26 protein-coding genes are annotated in these 22,344 nt (G+C 62.6%); 16 read left to right on the forward strand and 10 right to left on the reverse strand.

Features of this window, described 5'->3' with window-relative positions; genetic code table 11:
• Window positions 1-4: 4 nt before the first annotated feature.
• From OPV09_RS15870 to OPV09_RS15885, 4 genes are all read right to left on the reverse strand, one after another.
• Window positions 5-652 carry a hypothetical protein gene (locus tag OPV09_RS15870; RefSeq protein WP_072453579.1) on the reverse strand — a complete coding sequence of 216 codons (648 nt, stop codon included), beginning with the start codon at window positions 650-652 and terminating at the stop codon, window positions 5-7.
• On the reverse strand, window positions 649-1,503 hold the full coding sequence (locus OPV09_RS15875) for a hypothetical protein (protein WP_139248261.1): 855 nt from the start codon (window positions 1,501-1,503) through the stop codon (window positions 649-651). Before OPV09_RS15875 ends, OPV09_RS15870 begins: the two co-directional genes overlap by 4 nt.
• Window positions 1,504-1,584: 81 nt before the next feature.
• The gene (locus tag OPV09_RS15880) at window positions 1,585-2,403 is read right to left on the reverse strand and encodes a glutaminyl-peptide cyclotransferase (RefSeq protein ID WP_217653633.1); all 819 of its coding nucleotides are present in this window, start codon (window positions 2,401-2,403) and stop codon (window positions 1,585-1,587) included.
• A 25-nt stretch (window positions 2,404-2,428) separates the two neighbouring features.
• On the reverse strand, window positions 2,429-3,337 hold the full coding sequence (locus OPV09_RS15885; RefSeq protein WP_072453578.1) for a LysR family transcriptional regulator: 909 nt from the start codon (window positions 3,335-3,337) through the stop codon (window positions 2,429-2,431).
• A gap of 103 nt (window positions 3,338-3,440) precedes the next feature.
• Here OPV09_RS15885 and OPV09_RS15890 point away from each other — a divergent pair, with 103 nt between their 5' ends.
• From OPV09_RS15890 to OPV09_RS15965, 16 genes are all read left to right on the forward strand, one after another.
• Window positions 3,441-3,899, forward strand: a complete 459-nt coding sequence (locus OPV09_RS15890; protein ID WP_081368025.1) for a CidA/LrgA family protein — start codon at window positions 3,441-3,443, stop codon at window positions 3,897-3,899.
• Window positions 3,896-4,585 (forward strand): LrgB family protein, encoded by a 690-nt coding sequence (locus OPV09_RS15895; protein ID WP_072453577.1) that lies wholly within the window; start codon window positions 3,896-3,898, stop codon window positions 4,583-4,585. The genes OPV09_RS15890 and OPV09_RS15895 overlap by 4 nt, the downstream gene beginning before the upstream one ends.
• Before the next feature lie 94 nt (window positions 4,586-4,679).
• Complete coding sequence (locus OPV09_RS15900; RefSeq protein ID WP_072453576.1) at window positions 4,680-5,771, forward strand: HBL/NHE enterotoxin family protein; 1,092 nt, start codon at window positions 4,680-4,682, stop codon at window positions 5,769-5,771.
• Window positions 5,772-5,835: 64 nt separating this feature from the next.
• Entirely contained in the window at window positions 5,836-6,921 is a 1,086-nt protein-coding gene (locus tag OPV09_RS15905) for an HBL/NHE enterotoxin family protein (protein ID WP_072453575.1), read from the forward strand.
• On the forward strand, window positions 6,918-7,730 hold the full coding sequence (locus OPV09_RS15910; RefSeq protein WP_072453574.1) for a hypothetical protein: 813 nt from the start codon (window positions 6,918-6,920) through the stop codon (window positions 7,728-7,730). Before OPV09_RS15905 ends, OPV09_RS15910 begins: the two co-directional genes overlap by 4 nt.
• A 90-nt stretch (window positions 7,731-7,820) precedes the next feature.
• Complete coding sequence (gene mnmH, locus OPV09_RS15915) at window positions 7,821-8,912, forward strand: tRNA 2-selenouridine(34) synthase MnmH (protein ID WP_072453573.1); 1,092 nt, start codon at window positions 7,821-7,823, stop codon at window positions 8,910-8,912.
• Window positions 8,913-8,957: 45 nt separating this feature from the next.
• Window positions 8,958-10,022, forward strand: coding sequence for a selenide, water dikinase SelD (gene selD / locus OPV09_RS15920; RefSeq protein WP_072454140.1), 1,065 nt, complete (start codon window positions 8,958-8,960; stop codon window positions 10,020-10,022).
• Window positions 10,023-10,047: 25 nt separating this feature from the next.
• Window positions 10,048-10,914 carry a putative selenate ABC transporter substrate-binding protein gene (locus tag OPV09_RS15925; protein WP_072453572.1) on the forward strand — a complete coding sequence of 289 codons (867 nt, stop codon included), beginning with the start codon at window positions 10,048-10,050 and terminating at the stop codon, window positions 10,912-10,914.
• Window positions 10,915-11,045: 131 nt separating this feature from the next.
• Window positions 11,046-11,858 (forward strand): phosphonate ABC transporter ATP-binding protein, encoded by an 813-nt coding sequence (locus OPV09_RS15930; RefSeq protein ID WP_072453571.1) that lies wholly within the window; start codon window positions 11,046-11,048, stop codon window positions 11,856-11,858.
• An 11-nt stretch (window positions 11,859-11,869) separates the two neighbouring features.
• Window positions 11,870-12,682, forward strand: a complete 813-nt coding sequence (locus OPV09_RS15935; protein WP_072454139.1) for a PhnE/PtxC family ABC transporter permease — start codon at window positions 11,870-11,872, stop codon at window positions 12,680-12,682.
• Window positions 12,679-13,482: a phosphonate ABC transporter, permease protein PhnE gene (phnE, locus tag OPV09_RS15940; protein ID WP_072453570.1), complete on the forward strand. Its 804-nt coding sequence runs from the start codon at window positions 12,679-12,681 to the stop codon at window positions 13,480-13,482. The genes OPV09_RS15935 and phnE overlap by 4 nt, the downstream gene beginning before the upstream one ends.
• A gap of 26 nt (window positions 13,483-13,508) precedes the next feature.
• Window positions 13,509-13,874, forward strand: coding sequence for a hypothetical protein (locus tag OPV09_RS15945; RefSeq protein ID WP_072453569.1), 366 nt, complete (start codon window positions 13,509-13,511; stop codon window positions 13,872-13,874).
• Window positions 13,875-13,930: 56 nt separating this feature from the next.
• Window positions 13,931-14,575, forward strand: a complete 645-nt coding sequence (locus tag OPV09_RS15950) for a hypothetical protein (protein WP_254798398.1) — start codon at window positions 13,931-13,933, stop codon at window positions 14,573-14,575.
• 2 nt (window positions 14,576-14,577) lie between these two features.
• Window positions 14,578-15,063: a GNAT family N-acetyltransferase gene (locus OPV09_RS15955; RefSeq protein ID WP_338678739.1), complete on the forward strand. Its 486-nt coding sequence runs from the start codon at window positions 14,578-14,580 to the stop codon at window positions 15,061-15,063.
• Window positions 15,064-15,091: 28 nt separating this feature from the next.
• Window positions 15,092-15,676: a hypothetical protein gene (locus OPV09_RS15960; protein WP_338678740.1), complete on the forward strand. Its 585-nt coding sequence runs from the start codon at window positions 15,092-15,094 to the stop codon at window positions 15,674-15,676.
• A gap of 161 nt (window positions 15,677-15,837) precedes the next feature.
• Complete coding sequence (locus OPV09_RS15965) at window positions 15,838-16,563, forward strand: hypothetical protein (RefSeq protein WP_338678741.1); 726 nt, start codon at window positions 15,838-15,840, stop codon at window positions 16,561-16,563.
• Here the strand turns inward: OPV09_RS15965 and OPV09_RS15970 are convergent, their stop codons facing one another.
• From OPV09_RS15970 to cyoB, 6 genes are read right to left on the reverse strand one after another with little or no spacing between them, the layout of a single operon-like run.
• Window positions 16,564-17,100, reverse strand: a complete 537-nt coding sequence (locus tag OPV09_RS15970; protein WP_034748067.1) for a response regulator transcription factor — start codon at window positions 17,098-17,100, stop codon at window positions 16,564-16,566. It lies immediately after the preceding gene.
• On the reverse strand, window positions 17,090-18,439 hold the full coding sequence (locus tag OPV09_RS15975) for an ATP-binding protein (protein ID WP_034788477.1): 1,350 nt from the start codon (window positions 18,437-18,439) through the stop codon (window positions 17,090-17,092). Before OPV09_RS15975 ends, OPV09_RS15970 begins: the two co-directional genes overlap by 11 nt.
• Entirely contained in the window at window positions 18,423-19,250 is an 828-nt protein-coding gene (locus OPV09_RS15980; protein ID WP_128141423.1) for an SURF1 family protein, read from the reverse strand. The genes OPV09_RS15975 and OPV09_RS15980 overlap by 17 nt, the downstream gene beginning before the upstream one ends.
• Window positions 19,247-19,633 carry a cytochrome o ubiquinol oxidase subunit IV gene (gene cyoD / locus OPV09_RS15985; protein ID WP_034748058.1) on the reverse strand — a complete coding sequence of 129 codons (387 nt, stop codon included), beginning with the start codon at window positions 19,631-19,633 and terminating at the stop codon, window positions 19,247-19,249. Before cyoD ends, OPV09_RS15980 begins: the two co-directional genes overlap by 4 nt.
• Window positions 19,630-20,268, reverse strand: a complete 639-nt coding sequence (cyoC, locus tag OPV09_RS15990) for a cytochrome o ubiquinol oxidase subunit III (RefSeq protein WP_034788486.1) — start codon at window positions 20,266-20,268, stop codon at window positions 19,630-19,632. Before cyoC ends, cyoD begins: the two co-directional genes overlap by 4 nt.
• The gene (gene cyoB / locus OPV09_RS15995; protein ID WP_034748052.1) at window positions 20,261-22,264 is read right to left on the reverse strand and encodes a cytochrome o ubiquinol oxidase subunit I; all 2,004 of its coding nucleotides are present in this window, start codon (window positions 22,262-22,264) and stop codon (window positions 20,261-20,263) included. The genes cyoC and cyoB overlap by 8 nt, the downstream gene beginning before the upstream one ends.
• Window positions 22,265-22,344 lie beyond the last annotated feature (80 nt).

Here is a 22,344-nt window from a genome sequence, read left to right on the forward strand (position 1 = left end):
ATAGTCAGGCGGCCGGCGGCGGCTGGAAGGCGCAAAAGCCGGGCCACTGCTCGCGGCTGTCGCACACTTTCAGGCAGCCTTTGTTGTCCTTGAACGTGGCGACGACCTTGATGGGAAAACCATAGTGTGGCGTGGTGGCCAGGAAGGCGGATGAGCAGCTTTGCTCGTTGCTGAAGCGGAAAGTGATTTCTTCGCGGCGGCCCTTGCGCTCAAAGCTCAGCATGAAGGTTTCATTGCTGTTCCACTGCGCCTTGCCCGGCACGCGGAAGCGGTAGCGCGGGTTGCCCGCCTGCTGGCCATCCAGTTTCTGGCCAAAGACGCGGCTGCTGGCCGTGGCCGTCTCGACCTTGGCAACCGGATACACGACGCCAAAGATATAGGTGCCGGCAAACCCCTGATCGAAGCCGAGTCCCTTCTGGTAAAACGGCACGACGATGTGCGGCGCGCCCGTGTACTCGACGGTATTGCGCGCCGTCGTGCGCGACGTCAGCTTGTCATCGGGCTCTTTGCCGAAGACCACGTCGAGTTCCAGCAAAGCTTGTTGCTTGTCGATGTCTTGCGCCAGATAATCCTTGGGGAACGTTTCGCCGTGCACGCAGCCGGCCAGCAAGGAGGCGGCGCAGCAGCCGGCGATCAGTTGAGATATTGTCATGGCTGTTTTCCTTCCGGCGGCGCGGAAATGAGGCCCAGCCCCGTCACTTGCAAGCCGTTCTTGCCTTGTTTCCATTCAAATTGCTGGCCGAACCAGGCCAGTTCCAGCTCGCGCCGGATGCGGATCGAATCCGTGCGGCCCTTGCCCGCCTTGATGGCGGCGCTCGCCTGCGCGGAAGCGGTCTCCGACAAGGGTTTCAACCACCGTTGATAGGTATCGGGCGGCAAGGCCAGCACGCCGGCGACGCCGTCGTCGCGCGTGGCGACGATGATCCCCACCTTCGTCAGCGCATTCGTCAGATAAGCGCCGCGCCGCCCGTCGGGCGAGACAGAGACCAGCATGGCATGCGGGTAGTCGCCGCTGACGTTGCCCGGCACGTCAAACCACAGCAGTTCGCCCGTGCCCGTATCGAGCGCGCGGCCGTCGCGGGAAAACAGCAGCACTTCGGGACGACCAGGCTGCGGCACGCCCCATTCAGGGTCGCGTTCCGTGCGCACCATGTTGTCGCGCTGCAAGGGACTGATGGGGCGCATCAGCGGTTCGCCATTCTGCACGCCGATCAGTATCGTGCCCTGGCCCGTATAGCCCTTGGTAAAGGCCAGCAGCATGGGCTGGCCTTCGCGCGTGGCCTTGATGGGCCGCACTTCCACCACTTCGCGCGCGCCGCCGGGCCAGTAGCCGTGCCGGCGGAAAGACAAGGTGACGAGAGCGTCGTAACGGCCATTCGTGACGGCAAAGTCGCCGTATTGCCTGACCACCGGCATGTTGGGCGTCTGCGCCTGTGCGGCGGGCCAGATGGCGGCAAGCAGGCTGGCGGCGGCCGCCAGGCGGCATAAAGAGAGGGACAGCATGGCATCCTGTAAAGGTCGCACTGGGCGAAGAATCAGAATTCTAAACGATTCCTCGCCAGCAACACTGCCCAATTGGAAACATCAACGGCGCTGGATTTCGATCAGCTCGATCTCGAACAGCTTCGGCCACAGTTTGCCCGTGACAAACAAGCGTTTGCCCCGTGCATCCCAGGCGATACCGTTGAGCACGGCATCGGGATTGGCCGTGCCCCGCTGTTCCGGCGGCAGCAAGCCTGTCAGGTCGATCCAGCCGACAACTTTACCGCTGGCCGGATCGATGCGGGCGATCACGTCCGCGCCCCATACATTGGCGTACAGCTCGCCGTCGACTATTTCCAGTTCGTTCAGGCGCTCGATGGCACGGCCTTCCGCCTTCACCTCGAAGCGGCGCACCTCGGCCAGGGTTTTCGGATTGAGCACGCGGATGGCGGAGCTGCCGTCGCTCATGTAGACGAACTTGCCATCGCTGGCCAGGCCCCAGCCTTCGCCCTGGTAGCTGAAGGTGCGCTTGAGCTTGAAGGTTTTATGGTCGAACACATAGCCGGTCTTCGACACCCAGGTCAGGCCCAGGATTTCATCGCCCACGTCCGTGATGCCTTCGCCAAACACTTTTTTGTCGAGCATGCTTTTCTGCAGCACCTTGCCCGTCGCCAGTTCCACCTTGCGCAAGGAAGACTGGCCGTTCTGGCCTGTGCTTTCATACAGATGGCCATCCTTGAACAGCAAACCCTGGGTAAATGCCTGAGGGTCGTGCGGATAGGTATTCTTGACGAAATAGCCATACACAGGAATGGCGGCCTGGGCATAGCCCATTTCGCTCATCAGTCCCACCGTGCATAACAATCCGAGCAGCAGCGAGCCTGCCGTGCGTTTCAGTCTGGTTTTACCTGTGTTCTTCATATGCTTGGCGGTGGTTGGCGAGCGGCTATTGTAATCGCCCGGGCTGCGCCATGCGCGCCCTGACGAGCTCGAGCCAGGCCCGGGCGGCAAACGACAGCCGCCCTCCGCGGCGCCAGGCCAGCATCAGATTCCACTCCACGGGCGGGCCATCGAGGGGAATGACTGTAAATTGCGTTTGATCCAGGGTATCGCAATACATCTTCGGCAGCAGGCAGATGCCCACGCCCAGCTGTACCAGCGAGGCAATAAAATCCCACTGGCCGCTGCGGCCCGTGATGCGCGGGGCGAAACCGGCCCGCTGGCAAGCATCTAGCACGATGTCGTTCAGGGCAAACGCGGCGCCGTAGAATATGAAGGGACTGTCGGCCAGCTCGGCCAGGGCCACGGAAGCGCGCCCCTGCCACGGCGAGCCGGGCGCGGCCAGCAGGCACAGCGGCGAGCGCACGAGGGGCAAGGCTTCGAAATCCTGCCAGGTGGCCGCATTGCCCGGGTAATCGAGCATGGTGCCCAGTTCTACCGTGCCGGTGCGCAAGTCGCGCTCGATCGCTTGCGTGCCGCTTTCGTACATCTTCAGCTCGATGCCCGGATAGCGCTGGTGGTACTCGGCCAGCCACGGCGCCAGGGTCGAGTGCGTTTGCGGCGACACGCCGACTCTCAGTTCCCCCCGTTCCAGCTGCTGCAGGTCGCGCAATTCCACTTTCAGTTCCGCGTGCAGGGCCAGCAATTCATGCGCGCGCGACAGCACCACCTTGCCCGCGTCCGTCAGGGTAAAACGTTTACCGGCCCGGTCCAGCAAGGCCAGGTCCAGCGACTGTTCCAGCTGGGCGACCATCTTGCTGACGGTGGGTTGCGTCACGTGCAGCCTGGCGGCCGCGCGCGTAAAATTGGCTTGCTCGACGACTTCGACGAAGTAGCGCAAGGAGCGGATATCCATGATGCATTCCAAACTCGAATGATAATCATGAGTTTAAGTCATTTTATCTTTTGATGCGGGGTCCCTACAATGAAACCTTTCCCCTGCCGCTAGAAAGCCTGCCGTGAAAGCCGTCCCTTATTCCACCACCGCCCCACTCTCCGTCCCTGCCTGGCGCCAGCCCGCGCAGACCGTGTGGCAAGTGGGCATCTTGATCGCCGCCTGGTGGCTGGCCGACGGGGCCGCCTCCGCCCTGCACCTGCCGTTTTCCGGCGGCGTCGTGGGCCTGTTCGTGCTGGTGGCCTTGCTGCTGGCGGGCTGGGTGCGGCCTGCCGCCATCGAACTGGGCGCGAACTGGCTGCTGGCCAATATGCTGCTGTTCTTTATCCCGCTGGTCGTGTCCGTGGTGCAATTTACTCAGCTGTTGAAGTCACAGGGTGTAATGCTGTTCGTAAATATCGGTTTGGGCTTTGCCAGCGTGATGCTGGCCACGGCCTTCACCGTGGAATGGGTGTGCCGCTATGAACGCAAGTTGCGCCTGCACAAACTGCTGCGCCAGCGCGCAGCGAGGGCGCAGGCATGAATACCGTGCTCCTGTCCCTGCTGTTCTTGCTGCTGACCCTGGTGCTGTTCTACGCCAACCAGGCGCTGCATCGCCGCCATCCGCACTTCTTGCTCACGCCCGCCATCTGCACCTCGGCGTTACTGATCGTCATCGTGCAGGCCACCTCGACGCCGTTCGCCACGTATTTCAGCGAGACGCACTGGCTGCCGTGGCTGCTGGGACCGGCCACCATCGCCTTCGCGCTCCCGATCTTCCAGGAGCGCAAGCTGATCCGCAAGCACTGGCTGGCCCTGTCGCTGGGCAGCTGCGCCGGCATCGTCGCGTCGGTCGCCGCCACCCTGCTGCTGGACCGCTTGCTGGGCGTGCATGGCGACATGGCGCGCAGCCTGCTGGCCCGTTCCGTATCGACGCCGTTCGCGCTGGAAGCGTCGCGCCATATGGGCGGCTCGGCCCAGCTGACGGGCATCTTCGTCGTCATGACGGGCCTGTTCGGCCTGATGCTGGGCAAACCGCTGCTGAAACTGCTGCCCTTGCGCATGCGCATCGCCCGTGGCGCCCCGTATGGCGCCGCCGCGCACGGCTTTGGCCTGTCCGTGGCGCGCCGGGTCGGCACGGAAGAAGGCGCCGTGGCCAGCCTGACGATGATTTTTTCCGGTGTCGTGACGGTGCTGCTGGCGCCGCTGCTGGGCAGGTTATTGGGCTAGGGTTCCCTCGGCGCGATTGCGACAGGTCAAAGCGGCAAGTGCGGGTTGGGCGATAGTGTGCGGAGTCCCGTTCGCCCACCATCCCGGAAACCCTATGGCAAGCACATCCAATCCAGGGCCGCAGGCCCTGCAAGTCGACTATTTTTCCGCCAGCGACCAGTTCCTGTTCACGCAGACGGCCGCCGATCTGCTGGAGCAGCAGGCCAATCTCGACCTTGATGCCCAAGTCGATGCCGGCCTGGCCTACCAGGTCAGCCAGTTCCAGTCGCAAATGAAGAGCCGCGCGATGACCGCCGGCGACCGCATCTTGCCCGCCTACATCGGTTTGCTGAGCCAGGCGACGGCCTTTGCCGCGCTATGGAACGCCGCCTACCAGCTGCAACGGCCCCGGCTGGCGCAAGCGGCGCTGGATGCCGGCACACGCGCCGACATCGCGCAGGTCTACCGGCAACTGGCCGTGCAATCGGGGCACATCAACCAGCAAGCCCAGGCGCTGACGGGCGACATGCGCGTCATCGCCGGCGAACTGGCGCCGCTCAACGCGGGCTTCAATACGGCGCTGTCCGCCACCATCGCCGCCCTCGGCGCCGCCGCCAGCGCGTCATCGGCCAGCATCGACCAGCTGAAAGCCGCCATCAACACGAATATCGCCGATATCGTCGCCGGCGCCAACAAGACGGGCGCTGCCGTCACGGAATTGATCGTCAAGACCATGACCACCATCAGCGATGCCCAGGGTGATGGAAAGACCGCGCCATCGGGCGACTTCGTGGTGCAAGGCATCGATGCGGCGGAACAGGGCGTGGCCGAGACGGCCCAGGCCCGCGCGGCCCTGAACGCCAACAATGCCCGGCTGGCCAGCGCCTACCAGCAGTTGGCCGGCGCCGATGCGCTGGTGGCCGTGGCCAAGGTGGTGCAGGTACAGAACAGCCAGTTCAGCAGCGCCTTTCACAACGCACTCGACACGGCCCAGGTACTGGCCGAGGACTGGGGCCAGTCGCCGCAAGCACCGCCAGCGACGGGCATCAGCGCCGGTCTGGCCGCCTTTGCCGATGCCGTCGCCGGCATGGCCAGCAGCACCGACGCCGAAACGCTGGGCGGTCAGCTCGATTACGCCAACACGGCGTGGCAGCTGCTGGCCGCCAGCCTGGCGCCGCTGGAGCAAGCCATGACAGGCGCTTCCTGAACGGTGCGCCACCGCTTGTTTATCCGACCGCTCACACAATGAACCATCCGACCAGGAGCCGCGCATGTCGAATCAAAACCAGGCCGCACAAGGCATCAGCACCGCCAACAAAGCGCAATGTTCACAAGCACTGCTGATACAAACCTACGCCAACAGCATCAACGAGCAGCCCAGCGTGGATTTTTCGGGCGACGCCAATTTGCTGAAATACCAGTCGCAAATCAACGATGGCCTGGGCCAGGCGCAAACCCACGCCACGGCCTACCTGAATGTGATACAGCCCACGATCATTGCCAACATCGCCAATATCGGCAATTACTACGCGCTCAACAACGCCGTGCTGACGGCCTTGCCAACCGGCTCGACGGAGGCGCAATGGATCGCTACCCTGACGGCGCTGCAACAGCAATCCCAGCAATACCAGACGGCCGCGAATGGCGTCGTCAGCGCCCTGCAGACCTTGCACGACAACCTGACCACGGATTCCGCCTCGTTTTCCACCACCGTCAGCGACTTGAACGCGGCCGTGAATGGCGACAATGGCGTGCTCAGCTCCATCAACAGCCAGCTCGGTACCATCCAGGGACAGATCGACGGCGCCATTGCCGGCACCGTGCTGAGCGGGCTGGCCATCGTGGGCGGCACCTTCATGGTCGTCGTCGGCGGCGTGGCCGATTTCGTCACGGCAGGCACGTCGACGCCGCTCGTGGTGGCCGGTGTTGCCGTCGTGGCCGCCGGTATAGGCGGCGAAGTGGCGTCGGCCATCACCCTGAAAAACCTCAACGATGAAAAGGCGACCCTGCTGGGACAGGAAGCGTCGCTGACGGCCGAAGTCAAGCTGGCCACCGGCATCAGCAGCGGCTATGCCAGCCTGTCGAACCAGGTGCAGGCGGCCGTGCAATCGGCCACGCAGATGGAAAACGCGTGGGAATTCCTCAGCAGCGACCTGGGCAGCCTGATCAGCGACCTGCAGCAAGGCATACAAAACACGGACACCATCCGCACCCTGTTCCTGACGGCCGCCAACACGGAAATGCAAGCCGTCACCACGGACATCACCACCATCAAGGGCCAGATGACGGGCGTCACGAGCATCGTCGCGCCCAAGGGCCAGACGGTGGGCGAAGCGGCCGTTGCCGCAGCGGCGTGAGCGCCATGGCCGGCCTGCTGACGCAAACCCTCGCCAACCTGCTGGCCGCGCAACAGCAGATCGCGGCCCTTGGTGGCTTGCCGCCAGCTGCCCAGCAGATCCAGGCCGGATGCAATGCCTTGATCCAGCCCATGGTGATGCAGACGCGAACGCTGCAACAGGCTGTTGCCGCCTTCGTCCAGGCGGCAACGCCGCAGCTGGCGCAAGTGCAAAGCATGCTGTCGGCGCAGGCGCCGCTGCCCGATATCAAGGCGGCGATGTCGGCCCTGCAGCAGCAGGCACGGCAGCTGCAGGGCACGGCCAATGGCACGGCCGGCACGCTGACGGCGCAAACGGCGCAATTGATGGGCTATTTCAACCAGCTTGCCGGTGTCGAAGCGGGCTTGCAAAGCCAGGTCACGGCCTTGCAGGGGCAACTGGGCGACGCGCAAAGCGAACTCGATGCGGCGCAGAAGCGCTATTACTATCTGCTGGCGCTAGGTCCGTTCGGCCTCGTCGGCCTGGCCGTGGCGCTGGGCCTGTACTTGAAATGGAAGTCCGATGTCAGCGACCTGCAAGGCCAGATCGGCGGCTTGAACGGCCAGATCGGCGCCTTCAATGGCATGAAGGCGGCGTGCCAGCAACTGGGCGCGGATTGCCAGGGCCTCGCCGCCAGCATTTCAGACGTGCGCAATGCCGTCAATTTTCTCGTCAGCGACTTGCTCGAGGTCAGCGGCGACCTGGACGCGGGCGACGCCGCGGTCGTCATTGCCCTGATGGCGACGGCCGCCAGCACGGAACTGGCCACCCTGGGCACGGATGCGGCTTGAGCCGCCTGAGGTCCATTGCTTGCAGGGACTGACGGCACGGGCGTTTATCGGGGATAATACGTCTTTCCCCTTGCCAGCACCCGCGCCACGATGAAATACCCCGCAGTTCAGCCTTTCAGCGACATCCTGCCCCGCTTGAGCGAGTTCGATGCCATCATCGATGTGCGCAGCCCGTCCGAGTTCGCGGAAGACCACTTGCCGGGCGCCATCAACCTGCCCGTGCTCGACGACGAACAGCGCGTGCGCGTGGGCACCTTATACAAGCAGACGAGCGCGTTTGAAGCGAAGAAGCTGGGCGCGGCGCTGGTGGCGAAGAATATTGCGCGGCATATCGAAGACGGTTTGCTCGGTCATCCGCAGCACTGGAAACCGCTCGTCTATTGCTGGCGCGGCGGCAACCGCAGCGGCGCCATGGCGCACATCCTCGCGCGCATCGGCTGGCCCGTCACGCAGCTCGAGGGCGGCTACAAGGATTACCGGCGCCACGTGAACGCCGAGCTGGCCACCCTGCCCGAGCGCTTCGACTTCATCAATGTGCTGTGCGGCCCCACGGGCAGCGGCAAGAGCCGCTTGCTGCAAGTGCTGGACACGCAAGGCGCGCAAGTGATCGACCTGGAGCAATTGGCGGCCCACCGCGGTTCCGTGCTGGGCGGCTTGCCCGAGGAAGACCAGCCATCGCAAAAAGCGTTTGAAAGCGCGCTATGGCAGCAACTGCGCACTTTCGACCCGCAACTGCCCGTGTTCATCGAATCGGAAAGCAAGAAAGTGGGCCGTTTGCGCGTGCCCGATGCGCTGATGGACAAGATGCGCGCGGCCGATTGCACGGACGTGCTCCTGGCCACGGACCAGCGCGTGCAATTGCTGATGCAGGACTATGCGCATTTCGTCGGCGACCCGGCCCGCCTGAACGTGCAGCTGGCCCTGCTGACGCAGCTGCATGGCAAGGAAAAAATTGCCCACTGGCAGCAACTGGCCACCTCGGGCCGCATGGCCGAGCTGGTGGAAGAATTGCTGGTCCAGCATTACGACCCCGTCTACCGCCAGTCGATCGCCCGCAACTTCAGCCGCTACGCCCAGGCGACGCCGCTGGTGCTGCCCGACATTTCAGAACATGCCTTTGAGCAAGCCGCGCGTGCATTATGTGCTATCGTCGGCGGCAACCGTACCGCCAGCGCCGCGTGATGCCTGGCTTGCCACCCAATTACCTATTTCAGCAGGATGAAGACCATGTCCGATAGCGCAGCAACACCTAATACACCGATCCGATTGACCGAATTTGCCCATGGCGGCGGCTGCGGCTGCAAAATTGCGCCGGGCGTGCTGGCCGACATTTTAAAGGGCAGCGGCGGCTTTCCCCTGCCGAAGGAATTGCTGGTCGGCATAGAAACCTCGGATGACGCGGCCGTCTACCAGCTCAACGACGAGCAGGCGCTGATCGCCACGACGGATTTCTTCATGCCTATCGTTGATGATCCGTTCGACTTCGGCCGCATCGCCGCCACCAACGCCATTTCCGACGTGTACGCCATGGGCGGCACGCCCATCATGGCCTTAGCCCTGGTCGGCATGCCGATCAACAAGCTGCCCGTGGAAACCATCGGCCTCATCTTGAAAGGGGGCGAAACCATCTGCGCCCAGGCCGGCATCCCCATCGCGGGCGGCCACACCATCGATTCCGTCGAGCCGATCTATGGCCTCGTCGTGCTGGGCCTGGTCCACCCGTCGCAGGTAAAACGCAATGCGGGCGCGCGCGCCGGCGACAAACTGGTACTGGGCAAGCCGATCGGCGTGGGCATCTTGTCGGCCGCGCTGAAGAAGAATGCGCTCGATGCGGGCGGTTACGCTTCCCTGATCGACAACACCACCAAATTGAATACCCCGGGCAAGAAGCTGGCCCTGCTCGATGGCGTGCATGCGCTGACGGACGTGACGGGCTTCGGCTTGCTGGGCCATACCCTGGAACTGGCGCGCGGCGCCAAGTTGCAGGCGCGTATCGCCATGAATGATGTGCCGCTGCTGCCGCAAGTGCAACAACTGGCGCAAAACGGCAACATCACGGGCGCCTCCGGCCGCAACTGGCAAGGCTACGGCGCGCAAGTGGCGCTGGCCGACAGCCTGAGCGCCATCGACAGGGCCATTCTGACGGACCCGCAAACGGCCGGCCCCCTGCTGGTGGCCTGCGCGCCGGAAGCCGTCGAGCAAGTGCTGGCGATTTTCCGCGCAGAAGGTTTTGGCGACGCCGTCGTCATCGGCGAGATGCAGGAAGGCACGACCGGGGTTTCCGTATTTTAATGAATAATTTTTTAAAGGCAGTCCCATGACCACATTCTCGAAATTCCCCGCCATCCTGGCCACCGTCGCCGCCACCCTGGCCATCCACAGCGGCCTGGCGCAAGCGCAGCAAGTGTTGCGCGTGTCCGCCATCCCCGACGAAGCGCCGACGGAACTTCAGCGAAAGTTCAAGCCGCTGGGCAGCTACCTGGAGAAAAAGCTGGGCATGAAGGTTGAATTTACGCCCGTCACCGATTACGCGGCGTCCGTGGAAGGCTTGATCAATAACAAGCTCGACATGGTCTGGTTCGGCGGTTTTACTTTCGTGCAAGCGAACGTGCGCAGCGGCGGCAAGATCGTGCCGCTGGTACAGCGCGAGGAAGACACGAAATTCCGCTCGGTTTTTGTGACCACCAGCAAGGACATCAATCAATTGTCGGACCTGAAAGGCAAGAATTTCACGTTCGGTTCGGAATCGTCGACCTCGGGCCATTTGATGCCGCGCTACTACTTGCTGGCCGCCAAGATCAACCCGGACACGGACATGAAGCGCATCGCGTTTTCCGGCGCGCATGACGCCACCGTGGCGGCAGTGGCCGGCGGCAAGGTCGATGCGGGCACCTTGAATATCTCCGTGTGGGAAAAACTGGTCGAAGCGAAAAAGGTCGACCCAAGCAAGGTACGCGTGTTCTACACGACACCAGGCTACTACGATTACAACTGGAGCGTGCGCGCCGACATGAACCCCGCCGTGCGCAAGAAACTGACGGACGCCTTCCTGGCGCTGGACCCATCGACGGCCGAAGGCAAGGAAATCCTCGAATTGCAGCGCGCCACCAAGTTCATCCCGACCAAGGCCGAAAACTACACGGATATCGAAGCGGCCGCGCGCGATGCGAAGCTGTTGAAGTAACTTTATTGCCGAACCTGTCGGATTACGTCCTGCGGACTAATCCGACCTACGCTGTCCGTTGTATGGCGTAGGTCGGATTAGCGGCGCAGCCGCGTAATCCGACACCGCCCCAAAAAAAACCGAAACATCGCATGACATTCCAACTTCACAAGGTCAGCGTCCACCACGCGGGCGCGCCCGGCAATGCGCTGGCCCTGCGCGAACTCAGCCTGGACGTGGCCCAAGGTGAACAGATCGCCCTGATCGGCCCTTCCGGCGCTGGCAAGACCAGCTTGCTGCACACCCTGGCCTGCGCGCTGCGCCCGGAATCGGGTACATTGAACATTCTTGGCACTTCCCCCTGGCAAGTCGCCAGCGCCGAGCGCCACCGCTTGCGCGCGCGCCTGTTCCTGGCGCCGCAGACGCCGCCGCTGCCGCCGCGCCAGCGCGTCGTCAACGCCGTGCTGGCGGGCCGCTTGCCGCAATGGAGTTTGTGGACGGCCATCCGCTCGCTGCTGGCGCCCATCGACCCGCGCACCGCGTGGGAAGCGCTCGGTAAATTCAACTTGCAAGACAAACTGTATGCGCGTGTCGACCGCCTGTCCGGCGGCGAACGCCAGCGCTGCGGTATGGCCCGCGCGCTCGTGTCGAACGCGGAAGTGTTCCTTGTCGACGAACCCTTGTCCGCGCTCGATCCCACACTGGCTTTGCAGACGATCCATGTGCTGCAGGCCGAAGCGACGGAACGCAACGCTACCCTGATCTGCAGCCTGCACCAGGTGGAAATCGCCCGCGCCTGCTTTACGCGCATCGTCGCCCTGCGCGATGGCGAGATTGTCTTCGACTTGCCTGGCGCCAAGGTCAGCGACGCGATGATCGCAGCGCTGTACCGCAACAAGGCCGACCACGCGCTGCAATTCGAGGCCGTGGAAACAAATCTGGACGCCGCGAGGCCCCTTTGCTGAAGAGCAGCGCCATGCCGCGCGACCCCGCCTGGCGCGGCCGCCTGACCGGCGCTGCCGTCGTGCTGCTCGTGCTGTGGCCGATGCTGGTGCAGGCCGAATTCAAGCCGTGGATCTTATGGGATGCGCAAAGCCTGGCCGCCACCTGGCAATTCATCGCCAGCTTCGTGCCGCCCGCCCACTCGCTGGAATTCCTGCAACTGGTAGCTATTTCCAGCTGGGAAACCATAGCCATGGCCACGGCCGGCATGGCGCTGGCCATGCTGGGCGCCATTCCATTGACCCTGCTGGTGACGGAGCGCCTGTCGATTTCGCGCATCGGTTCAGGCCGAGTGTCGCCGCTGGCTGCCAGCGTGCGCCACGCAGTCCGTGCGCTGCTGGTGTTGCTGCGCAGCGTGCCGGAACTGGTCTGGGCTCTATTATTAGTGCGCATCGTCGGCTTGGGACCGACGGCGGGCGTGATCGCCATTGCCCTCACCTATTGCGGCATGCTGGGCAAGGTGTATGCGGAAATCCTTGAATCGTCGGATGCGTCCGCCTGCAACGCCCTGCTCCACAATGGCAGCGGCAGATTACAAGCCTTGCTGTACGGCGCCCTGCCCGAATCGGCCGCCGAACTGGTGTCATACACGATTTACCGCTGGGAATGCGCGATCCGCGGCTCCGTCGTCATGGGTTTTGTCGGCGCGGGCGGCCTGGGCCAGCGCATGGATGAATCGATGAAGATGATGGCGGGCAGTGAACTGGCCACCATGCTGATGGTGTTCGTGCTGCTGGTGGCGGGCGCCGACGCCGTGTCCGCCATGCTGCGCCGGAGGCTGGCATGAAGCATCCGAATTTCGGCGCGATGCCCGCGCCTGCACCCGTGCGGTGGTCGACCTGGGCCTTGCTGGCCGGTTTGCTGCTGCTGGTCATCGCCAGCTTCGCCACCCTGCCCCTGAAATGGGGCGAATTCTTCAGCGCCGACGCCGTGCGCACGAGCGCCGACTTCCTGCACGGCTTCGCCCCGCCCGAACTGGCGCCGAACTTCCTCATGAAAGTGGGCGTCGCCACGTTCGAGACCCTGGCCATGTCGGCCATCGGCACGGTGATCGCGGCACTCGTGGGCGCGCTGCTGGCCCTGCCCGCCAGCGGCCGCTTTGGTCGCTTGGCGCGCAATGCCACGCGCGCGGTGCTCAACGTGCTGCGCTCGATTCCCGAACTGGTATGGGCTTCGATTCTGCTGATCGCCGCCGGCCTGGGCCCGTTCGCGGGCACCCTGGCGCTAGCGCTGCACACGATGGGCGTGCTGGGCCGATTGTTTGCCGATGCGTTTGAGAATTGCCCGCCCTTGCCGGCCGCCACCTTGCGCATCAATGGCGCGCGTCCTGCCGTGGCGTTCCTGTACGCCACCTTGCCCCAGTGCGGTCCGCAGATGATGTCGTACACCTTGTACCGCTGGGAAAACAATATCCGCGCCGCCGCCATCCTCGGCGTCGTCGGTGCTGGCGGCCTGGGGCAAATGCTGAAATACCATCTGTCGCTGTTCCAGATGCAGAACGCCGCTACCGTCATCGTCGCCATGCTGCTGATGGTGGCCGCCGTCGATGGCCTCAGCTACCTGCTGCGCCGCGCGATGACCCGTTAATTTTTTACTTTTCACAAGGAAAACCCATGTCAGGCTGGTGGACCATTATCTCGACAGACACGCCGGAGCAAATGACCGACATGACGAAAGTCAACAAGGACGCTTTTCTCGCCACGTGGGAAGCGGGCCTGTTCGGCGCCGACTGGATCGCCCAGCTGTGCCACGATGGCAAGGCAACTCAGCTGTCGTCGAACGGCTTTCCCAACCGCTACACGGCGCTGGCGAACGTCGTCGTGCCCCTGCTGCAGGCGGGCATCGCCGAAGCGCAGGATGGCGAATTTCCGCAGGACCGGCTCACAGGCTGGCCCGGCTGCATTACCGTGCACCAGGACCGCATCGCCGCCTGTGAACCCGGTCAACTGCTGACCATCGAAGTGTGGGATCAATCGTAAATGATGATCAAAGGCAAATGGTTTAGACTGATGCGCAGCTGCAACTAGAGGAGTTCATGATGGGATTGGCAATTTCGGTCGGCGCCCTTGCCGACCTGCAGGAAGAAGACCCGGAAGGCGCGCAGTGGCTCGTCACCGCTTTGGAAGAAGCTAATCTGCTGCTGCAAAAGGCGGGGCTGCCACAGCACAACGAACCGGCCACGCTGCCGCAACTGGACTCGCGCGTCATGCTCGATTCCTTTCCATACAGCTTCCTGCACACGCTGCGCCGCGCGTATGCCCATGCGCGCCTCGATGCGCAATGGCGTGCCACGCCACTGGCCGACGGCGAGGATGCAACGGAGGATCCGGTGCTCGATGCCGCGCAGGATGACTTTGACAGCCACCTGATCTGCCATTCCGATTGCGAAGGTTTTTATTTCCCCCTCGTCTTCGAGGAAGTCATTTTTGCCGATAAGGAACACGCGCTGCTGGGTGGCATGCTGGGCTCCTCGTACAGCCTGCGCGCTGAACTGGTCACGGTCGCGCCCGCGCTGGGCATATTTCTGCTGGGCGAAGAACTGAGCGATGAAGAAGCGGCCCGCATCAATGCGCGCATCGACGCGGAGGACGGCCTGGAACGCGAACTGGTCGCCTGGCTGGCCGCGTACGAGGCATGCCGGCTCAGCATCGAGCACAAGACGGCGATCGTCTTCAATTGAGTATGCTGATACGCACCACCACCGCCGCCGATTGGCCGGCACTGAAGTCCACGCGTCTGGCCGCCCTGCTCGACGCGCCCACGGCCTTTGGCGCCAGCCACGCCAGCGCCGCCGGTTTTTCCGATGCCGACTGGCAGCAGCGCGCCACCAGCACGCCCCAGCGCACGTTTTTCCTCGCCTTTGGCGGAGAACACCCCATCGGCCTGGCCGCGCAAGTGGTGGCCGGCAATGGCGAGTGCCACCTGATCGCCATGTGGGTGCATCGCGAATATCGGGGCATGGCCGTGGCGCAGGGCCTGGTCGACGCCGTGAAACAATGCGCTGTCGGCAATGGCCATCGTCGCCTGGTGCTCGACGTGGCGCCGGAAAATGCACGCGCCGCCGCGTTTTACCGGAAACAGGGCTTTGTCTTTTTGCCGGAGTGGGAAGCGCTGGAAAGCCATCCGCATATCCAGGTGCAGAAGATGGAGTGGCTGGCGCCGGCATAGGTATTAATCAGTAGAAAGGTGCAAAGTGATGCTGCGATCTATTTCCACACTCCTGATATTGACCGCCCTTGCCGGCAAGGCGAGCGCAGCGAATATTCCCGATATCGTTCTTGAATATGCCCATGCGTTTGCGCAAACACAGGCGGCGGACAAGCAAGCATCCACGCCGCCAGCCGACTACGCGCAATGGTTCTTTCAAGGCTTGACCCATCCCTCAGGCGGCATCGTGACGCAATCGGCCGCCATGCGTGATGCCTACGTGAATGGCCAACGCTATTGGCGCGATCATCCGTCCGAACGGACCAACATCATGGCAGGCTATGGCTACCGTGCCATCGAGCGCGATGGCGTCTGGTCGCGGGGCTTTGAAAAGAGCGTTTTCCAACCGGCCCATACTGATCTCGACCTTGACGCCGGCGCATGGTGGTTCAACTCCTTCGGCAGCGTCGCGTGGCGGGACGTCGGCCTGGTGGCGCCCAATTCAAGCTATGAGCAGCCGCGCGTGCATATTGCCGGTTATCTCAGTCCCAAAGGCCATTACGGCCATCTGGGCGCCTATGAACATGAAGTCCTGGTCACATCGGGCGCCGCCGTGCAAGCTGCGGATCATTGATGGTGAATCCGGATAAACGCGATTTCAAGCACTCCATTCATCCCGATTGACATCCTGTCTTAAAAACCACCTGGCGCCTGTGTTTTTTTCTACACTCTGCCAAGGTGAGATTACTTGGGATTCAAATGAACAGGATGAATATGCGTGCAATAGCTGGTCTTATGCTGTGTTTATACGGCGCCGCGGTACAGGCCCAGGCGGATACGGCGCAAGCCACGGAGCCATCCGCTCAGGATGTCGCGGCGTCCGTCAATGTAAAGGGCATCCGCGACCCGGACTGGAAGCCCTACAGTGCCATGCTCAAGGGCGTCAAGCGCTTCGAGGAAAAACATGCGCTGGCGCCAGGCGCGCAGCTGCGCTTCATCCTGGAGCCGCGCCGTGCCGACGTCGACATGCACGCCATCGCGCTGCGGCTGGAAAGCGATGACGCGGCTATGGCCATACCGCTGGGGGAGCGCAATATCTTCACCTTGCCCGTCGAACAGGGGCTGCTGTATGAGAAGGCCGAGCTGACCGTGAACCGCGGGGCGGGCTCGGTCAGGTGGATTCCCTACGTCAGGAGCGCGGCGGCCAGCGACACCATCCGCCGCCTGGGCGACCTGCGGCTGGCGTGCGAAGTGCATTGGGCCATCGACAAGGACACCTTGCCTTTTGCGATGCGCACGGCGATGGGCGCACTGGGCGGCCCCTGCAATTTCGTGTCGCAAAAGGGCACCTACAGCTTTTCCGAACCACGGCGCATCACGGCCGCGACCATCAGCTACAACGGCAAAAGCGCGCCCGTGCCCTTCAGCGGTTCGTCGTTCACGCCACCGTTGCGGGAGCAGGATTGGAGCGATGACAGCGTTGTCGAGCTGACGTTCGATAATGAACAAGCTGCGCGGTGATTATTTCACCCGCTGCTTTTCCAGCTTGCGCGCCAATGTACGCCGGTGCATGCCGAGGCGGCGGGCCGTTTCCGAGATATTGAAATCCGTCTCGGCCAGCATTTCGTGGATGCGTTCCCATTCCAGGGTCTTGATGTTGGTAGCGCGGTTCGTCAGTTCGATGTCGGCATTGCCGGCCACGTGGCCAAAGGCCGCTTCGATGTCGTCCGTGTTCGACGGTTTCGCCAGGTACTGGCAGGCGCCCAGTTTGATGGCTTCGACGGCCGTGCCGATGCTGGCGTAGCCGGTCAGCACGACGATCAGCATGTCCGGGTCATGCTGGTGCAGCATCTGCACGCAGGCCAGGCCCGAGGTGTTCCCATTCAACTTCAAATCGACGACGGCATAGTCGGGGCAATGCTGCTCGAGCAAGGCGCTCGCTTCGTCGAAATTGGTGGCCAGGATGACCTGGTAGCCGCGCCGTTCGAACGAGCGGCCCAGGGTGCGGGCAAACGCGGCATCGTCTTCCACGATCAGTAACAGACGGTCATCCTGCATGGTGGTCGCTTTCTCTTTCCAGTTTGATGGCCGCCAGCGGCAAGGCCAGGTGCACCACCGCCCCGCCCTGCACCCGGTTGCGTGCCGTCACCGTGCCGCCCAGGGTACGCGCGACATTGACCACCAGGAACAAACCGAGGCCGCCGCCGGGCTTGCCCTTGCTGCTTTGATATGGCTTGCCCAGGTGCGTCAGCATCGACGGCTCGAAGCCGGGTCCCGCATCGGTAATGACCAGGTGCAAGGCGTCCGCTTCGCGCGTCGCTTCGAAACGCAGCCACTCGGGCGACGCTTCCAGCGCATTGTCGAGCACATTGCAGATGGTCTGTTTCAGGGTTGAATCGAAGACGACGGGCACGTCGTGCTCGATGCGGTTATCGTACTCGAAATCCTGGATCGGGCGGCTGGTGCGCCACTCGTCGACTAGGTCGTTGAGGAAGGTATTGATCGTCGTTTTCACGGAAGATTCCCCGCGCGCCTCGCCCGCGGACAATAAAATGCCGCTGACGATGCTCTTGCAGCGCTGCAACTGGGCCTGCATTTCCGTAATTTCTTCCAGCAATTCGCTGTTCTTGCTCAGTTCCGGCATGCGGCGCCAGTCGCCGAGGATGACGGACAGGGTCGCCAGCGGCGTGCCCAGCTCGTGCGCGGCGCCCGATGCCAGCAAGCCCATGCGGATGATGTGCTCTTCTTCCGCCGCGCGCTGGCGCAAGTCCGCCACCTTGGCGTCGCCGGCGCGCTGGTTGCGGTTGATGCGCGTGATGAACACCACGAGCAAGGCGGCGTTCAGGATGAAACAGATCAGCAAGCCCTGCACGTACAGGCTGGAAAAGCCCCGCTCGGGGTCGATCGGCAGGATCAAGGGGCCGGGCAGCAAGGCCAGGCCGGCCAGGCACAGGCTCGTGATGGCGACCATGATCCACGTCGACCACACTTCCAGCAGGACGGCGCTGAGGATGACTTGCAGTAAGTACAGGAAGGCAAACGGGTTGCTGATGCCGCCGCTCAGGTAGAGCTGGGCCGTCAGCACGGTGACGTCGACCAGCAGCGCGAGGAACAACGCCGTGTTGGAGACGGGCTGGCGTTCGTGCCAGCGCAACAGGCTGGCCAGATTGAAGGCGATGAGGCAGGACAGCACTTCGAGCATGTAGGGCACGGGCAAGGCGATGCCCAGCCCCACGCCCACACCGAAGATGGTGCTGATCTGGCCGATCACGGCCAGCCAGCGCAGCTGGATCAGCAGCTTCATGTTCTGGTGGCCGGCCGGATGTTCCATCTCGGCCGCCACCGCACCGCGCTCTAGCACTTCGCGGTTGGGCAGGATTTCAATCCTGCCCGGCATGGTCACTCTCTTGCGTGCCGGCGCGACGGCGCGCGCGGCGGCGCTTGTCTTCGCGCACGATCCACCACGTGATGCCGGCCACCATCAGGGCCAGCGCGAACCACGTCAGGGCGTACACGAGGTGGTTGTTGTGGAAGGAAATCACGGTCAGGCCGCCGACGGGAGCGTCGCTGGCCGTTTCCGATTTGGCCTTTGCGTCGACAAAATATGGCGCCACGTTGGTCAGCATGTGCGAGGCGCCGATGGCGGCCACGTCGCGCGAATACCAGTGCTGCGTGGCAGGACTGTTTTCGCGCAGAAAACCGCCGCCCGTTTCGCTGACGCGCAGCAAGCCGTCGACGTGCACGATGCCGGCCGGCGTGCTGGCGGCGATGCCTTCGCGTTTCGGCACGAAGCCGCGGTTGACCAGCACGGTGCTGCCATCGGCCAGACGCAAGGGCGTCATCAGCCAGTAACCGCTGCCCAGTGCCGTCGTTGCTTGCACCAGGGTATTGAAAATGGGGAGATAGGTACCGGAGAGTCGCACATGGCGGTATTCATCCGTTTGCTGCGTGATGCTGGCCCAGGCTGCGGGTCCAGGTGCGTCCGTTGCGGGCGCATGTACGCGTTGTTCGACGCGCTCGATCAGGTCAAGCTTCCAGAACAGGCGCTTGACTTGCCAGGTGCCCAAGGCACAGAAACCGGCAAACAAGATCCCCGCCAGCAAGGCCAATGCGTAGCGCACAGCCATGCCGCGTGGGCCTGGCGCGGCATCTTGCGATGCGGCGCCAGGGGCGCGCCCGGTGTTGCTTGGGCGCGTATTACTCATCATGGAGCCGTTTTCGTATGCATGTACTCAGGCATCAGATCCGGCATCATGTTGTGGTTCATGTGGTACATGACCCACAGGGAGCCGGCCATGGCAATGCCCACGATCATGATGGTGAAGATCAGCGCCATCATGTTCCAGCCGCCTTCGGACTTGGTGTTCATGTGCAGGAAGTACACCATGTGTACCACCACTTGAACAGCCGCGAACGCCAGCAGGACCAGGCCCATGGTGCCCGAGTTGGTGATGGCTTTCGTCATCACCAGCCAGAAAGGAATGGCCGTCAGGATCACCGACAGGATGAAACCGATCGTGTAGCTTTTCAGGCTGCCATGATCGTGGTTGTCATGGTGGTGGCTATCGCCGTGTGTGTGGTGGTCGCTCATGGCAGCACTCCCATCAGGTAGACAAAGGTGAAGACGCCGATCCAGATGACGTCCAGGAAGTGCCAGAACAGCGACAGGCACATCATGCGGCGGCCGTTTTCCGGGGTCAGGCCATGCTTGTTCAACTGGAACATCAAGGTCACGAGCCAGATCACGCCGAACGTCACGTGCAAGCCGTGGGTACCGACCAGGGCGAAGAACGACGACAGGAACGCGCTGCGCTGCGGACCGGCACCTTCGTGGATCAGATGAATGAATTCATACATTTCCAGCGACAGGAAGGCCAGGCCGAACAGGCCCGTGATGCCCAGCCAGACCAGGGTGCTGCGCAATTGCTTGCGCTGCATGGCCAGCATGGCGAAGCCGTAGGTGATCGACGACAGCAGCAGCATGGCCGTGTTGACGGCCACCAGCGGCAGGTCGAACAGCGCGGCGCCCGTCGGGCCGTCCGCGTAGCTGCGGCCGACCACGGCGTACGTGGCGAACAGACAGGCGAAGATCAGGCAATCGCTCATCAGGTAGAGCCAGAAACCCAGCAGGCTGCCGTTTTCCGGGTGGTGCTCGCGCACAAAGTAGCTGCGCGTGCTTGGTGCGGCGCCAGCGGCGCCGGTGTTATGGGCGATGGTATCAGACATGGCTGCTCAGCAATTTAGTATAAGCGTCTTCGGTACGGACCACTTCTTCCGCAGGAATGTAGTAATCGCGCTTGTAGTTGAAGGTATGGACGATGATGGTAACCATCATGATCACGAAGCCAATGCTGGCGACGAGCCACATTTGCCAGATCAGGCCAAAACCGACCAGTGCGGACAGTGCGGCGATCACGAAACCAGCCCAGGTGTTCTTCGGCATGTGGATCTTCGTGAAACCGGACGTCGGACGCTGGTAACCGTGTTTCTTCATGTCAGTCCATGCATCGAGTTCGTGCACTTGTGGCGTGAAGGCGAAATTATAGTCTGGCGGTGGCGACGACGTCGACCATTCCAGCGTACGGCCGCCCCATGGGTCACCGGTGACGTCGCGCAGGGCGTGACGGTTACGGTAGCTGACGAAGAACTGGATCAGCATGGAAGCGATACCCAGTGCGATCGAGACAGCGCCAAACCAGGCGATGATGGTCCAGATTTGCAACGATGGATCTTCGAAGTGATTGACACGACGGGTCACGCCCATCAGGCCCAGCACGTACAGCGGCATGAAGGCCAGGTAGAAGCCGACGAACCAGAACCAGAACGAGCACTTGCCCCAGAACACATCGAGCTTGTAGCCGAAGGCTTTCGGGTACCAGTAGTTAATCGCAGCGAAGACACCGAAGACCACGCCGCCGATAATCACGTTATGGAAGTGGGCGATCAGGAACAGGCTGTTGTGCAGCACGAAGTCAGCTGGTGGTACGGCCAGCAATACGCCGGTCATGCCGCCGATGGTGAAGGTGACCATGAAGCCGATCGTCCACAGCATGGGCAGTTCAAAACGGATGCGGCCGCGGTACATGGTAAACAGCCAGTTGAAGATCTTCGCGCCCGTCGGGATCGAGATGATCATCGTCGTGATGCCGAAGAAGGAGTTGACGCTGGCGCCCGAACCCATGGTGAAGAAGTGATGCAGCCATACCAGGTACGACAGGATCATGATGACGCACGTGGCGTACACCATCGAGGCGTAGCCGAACAAACGCTTGCTGCTGAACGTGGCGACGACTTCCGAGAACACGCCGAACAGCGGCAGGATCAGGATGTAGACCTCTGGGTGGCCCCAGATCCAGATCAGGTTGACGTACATCATGGCGTTGCCGCCCAGTTCCGTCGTGAAGAAGTTAAAGCCTGCAACGCGGTCCAGCGACAGCATGGCCAGCACAGCCGTCAGCACCGGGAAAGCGGCGACGATCAGGATGTTGGTGCACAGTGCCGTCCAGGTGAAGACGGGCATTTTCATCCAGGTCATGCCTGGCGCGCGCATCTTGACGATGGTGGCGATCAGGTTGACACCGGACAATAGCGTCCCGACCCCGGCAATCTGCAAGGACCAGATGTAATAGTCTACCCCCACGTCCGGACTGCCGACGATGCCCGACAGCGGTGGATACGCCAGCCAGCCCGTGCGGGCGAATTCGCCGACGAACAGCGACGCCATGACCAGGGCGGCGCCCATGGTGGTCATCCAGAAGCTGAAGTTGTTAAGGAATGGGAAAGCCACGTCGCGCGCGCCGATTTGCAGCGGCACCACGTAGTTCATCAGACCCGTCACGAAAGGCATCGCGACGAAGAAGATCATGATCACGCCGTGAGCGGTGAAGATCTGGTCGTAGTGATGCGGTGGCAGGAAGCCGGCATTGTCGCCAAAGGCGACAGCCTGCTGGGTACGCATCATCAGCGCGTCGGCAAAGCCGCGCAGCAGCATGACAAGACCCAGGATCATGTACATGATACCGATTTTTTTATGGTCGATACTGGTGATCCAGTCGCGCCACAGGGTACCCCAGACGCGGAAATACGTCAGTGCCGCAACGAGTGCGATACCGCCCAGGGCAACCATGGCAAAGGTCACCAGCAGGATAGGTTCGTGAAATGGAATTGCATCCCAAGTCAGACGGCCGAATATAAGCTTCGTCAGATCAATATGGTCTAGCATTGTTACTCTCAGAGAAAAAAGGGAGGCGCCAGGCAAACGGCGCCAGTATCTGCAGCGCAATGCGCTGCGGGATTCATGCA

The sequence above is a fragment of the Janthinobacterium sp. TB1-E2 genome, assembly GCF_036885605.1.
GTDB classification, from domain to species: domain Bacteria; phylum Pseudomonadota; class Gammaproteobacteria; order Burkholderiales; family Burkholderiaceae_D; genus Janthinobacterium; species Janthinobacterium aestuarii.

What these genes read in the sequence shown, in the direction of transcription:
- OPV09_RS15870 (WP_072453579.1), bottom strand. Translation starts at nt 652, where the DNA reads ATGACAATATCTCAACTGATCGCCGGCTGCTGCGCCGCCTCCTTGCTG.
- OPV09_RS15875 (WP_139248261.1), bottom strand. Translation starts at nt 1,503, where the DNA reads ATGCTGTCCCTCTCTTTATGCCGCCTGGCGGCCGCCGCCAGCCTGCTT.
- OPV09_RS15880 (WP_217653633.1), bottom strand. Translation starts at nt 2,403, where the DNA reads ATGAAGAACACAGGTAAAACCAGACTGAAACGCACGGCAGGCTCGCTG.
- OPV09_RS15885 (WP_072453578.1), bottom strand. Translation starts at nt 3,337, where the DNA reads ATGGATATCCGCTCCTTGCGCTACTTCGTCGAAGTCGTCGAGCAAGCC.
- OPV09_RS15895 (WP_072453577.1), top strand. Translation starts at nt 3,896, where the DNA reads ATGAATACCGTGCTCCTGTCCCTGCTGTTCTTGCTGCTGACCCTGGTG.
- OPV09_RS15900 (WP_072453576.1), top strand. Translation starts at nt 4,680, where the DNA reads ATGGCAAGCACATCCAATCCAGGGCCGCAGGCCCTGCAAGTCGACTAT.
- OPV09_RS15905 (WP_072453575.1), top strand. Translation starts at nt 5,836, where the DNA reads ATGTCGAATCAAAACCAGGCCGCACAAGGCATCAGCACCGCCAACAAA.
- mnmH (WP_072453573.1), top strand. Translation starts at nt 7,821, where the DNA reads ATGAAATACCCCGCAGTTCAGCCTTTCAGCGACATCCTGCCCCGCTTG.
- selD (WP_072454140.1), top strand. Translation starts at nt 8,958, where the DNA reads ATGTCCGATAGCGCAGCAACACCTAATACACCGATCCGATTGACCGAA.
- OPV09_RS15925 (WP_072453572.1), top strand. Translation starts at nt 10,048, where the DNA reads ATGACCACATTCTCGAAATTCCCCGCCATCCTGGCCACCGTCGCCGCC.
- OPV09_RS15930 (WP_072453571.1), top strand. Translation starts at nt 11,046, where the DNA reads ATGACATTCCAACTTCACAAGGTCAGCGTCCACCACGCGGGCGCGCCC.
- OPV09_RS15935 (WP_072454139.1), top strand. Translation starts at nt 11,870, where the DNA reads ATGCCGCGCGACCCCGCCTGGCGCGGCCGCCTGACCGGCGCTGCCGTC.
- phnE (WP_072453570.1), top strand. Translation starts at nt 12,679, where the DNA reads ATGAAGCATCCGAATTTCGGCGCGATGCCCGCGCCTGCACCCGTGCGG.
- OPV09_RS15945 (WP_072453569.1), top strand. Translation starts at nt 13,509, where the DNA reads ATGTCAGGCTGGTGGACCATTATCTCGACAGACACGCCGGAGCAAATG.
- OPV09_RS15950 (WP_254798398.1), top strand. Translation starts at nt 13,931, where the DNA reads ATGATGGGATTGGCAATTTCGGTCGGCGCCCTTGCCGACCTGCAGGAA.
- OPV09_RS15955 (WP_338678739.1), top strand. Translation starts at nt 14,578, where the DNA reads ATGCTGATACGCACCACCACCGCCGCCGATTGGCCGGCACTGAAGTCC.
- OPV09_RS15960 (WP_338678740.1), top strand. Translation starts at nt 15,092, where the DNA reads ATGCTGCGATCTATTTCCACACTCCTGATATTGACCGCCCTTGCCGGC.
- OPV09_RS15965 (WP_338678741.1), top strand. Translation starts at nt 15,838, where the DNA reads ATGCTGTGTTTATACGGCGCCGCGGTACAGGCCCAGGCGGATACGGCG.
- OPV09_RS15970 (WP_034748067.1), bottom strand. Translation starts at nt 17,100, where the DNA reads ATGCAGGATGACCGTCTGTTACTGATCGTGGAAGACGATGCCGCGTTT.
- OPV09_RS15975 (WP_034788477.1), bottom strand. Translation starts at nt 18,439, where the DNA reads ATGCCGGGCAGGATTGAAATCCTGCCCAACCGCGAAGTGCTAGAGCGC.
- OPV09_RS15980 (WP_128141423.1), bottom strand. Translation starts at nt 19,250, where the DNA reads ATGATGAGTAATACGCGCCCAAGCAACACCGGGCGCGCCCCTGGCGCC.
- cyoD (WP_034748058.1), bottom strand. Translation starts at nt 19,633, where the DNA reads ATGAGCGACCACCACACACACGGCGATAGCCACCACCATGACAACCAC.
- cyoC (WP_034788486.1), bottom strand. Translation starts at nt 20,268, where the DNA reads ATGTCTGATACCATCGCCCATAACACCGGCGCCGCTGGCGCCGCACCA.
- cyoB (WP_034748052.1), bottom strand. Translation starts at nt 22,264, where the DNA reads ATGCTAGACCATATTGATCTGACGAAGCTTATATTCGGCCGTCTGACT.